Genomic DNA, 485 nt, shown 5'->3' on the forward strand with positions numbered 1-485 from the left:
GATAGAAATACGATTAATGCTGTTAATACTACCGCTCCACTTGCCGATCCTACGAAGTCACCTTTTGTTACTTGTAATACTTGCTCTTTCATATCTTTCATTCTCCCTTCTTTTTCTTTTGTTACAAAGTTTCTATTATACTAATACGCTTGATAGAAATACGATTAATGCTGTTAATACTACTGCTCCACTTGCCGATCCTACAAAGTCACCTTTTGTTACTTGTAATACTTGCTCTTTCATATCTTTCATTCTCCCTTCTCTTTCTTTTGTTACAAAGTTTCTATTATACTAATACGCTTGATAGAAATACGATTAATGCTGTTAATACTACCGCTCCACTTGCCGATCCTACGAAGTCACCTTTTGTTACTTGTAATACTTGCTCTTTCATATCTTTCATTCTCCCTTCTTTTTCTTTTGTTACAAAGTTTCTATTATACTAATACGCTTGATAGAAATACGATTAATGCTGTTAATACTAC

3 protein-coding genes are annotated in these 485 nt (G+C 33.2%); all 3 read right to left on the minus strand.

The features are described from left to right. On the minus strand, positions 1–101 hold a 101-nt coding region (locus MR170_RS31050; protein WP_000654249.1), incomplete at its 3' end, for a DUF3948 family protein. Positions 102–135: 34 nt separating this feature from the next. Beyond that, positions 136–252: a DUF3948 family protein gene (locus MR170_RS31055; protein ID WP_000654250.1), complete on the minus strand. Its 117-nt coding sequence runs from the start codon at positions 250–252 to the stop codon at positions 136–138. A 34-nt stretch (positions 253–286) separates the two neighbouring features. Further along, positions 287–403, minus strand: coding sequence for a DUF3948 family protein (locus tag MR170_RS31060; protein WP_000654250.1), 117 nt, complete (start codon positions 401–403; stop codon positions 287–289). Positions 404–485: the final 82 nt, after the last annotated feature.

Source organism: Bacillus cereus group sp. BfR-BA-01524 (assembly GCF_022662595.1).
Taxonomy (GTDB): Bacteria; Bacillota; Bacilli; order Bacillales; family Bacillaceae_G; genus Bacillus_A; species Bacillus_A thuringiensis_S.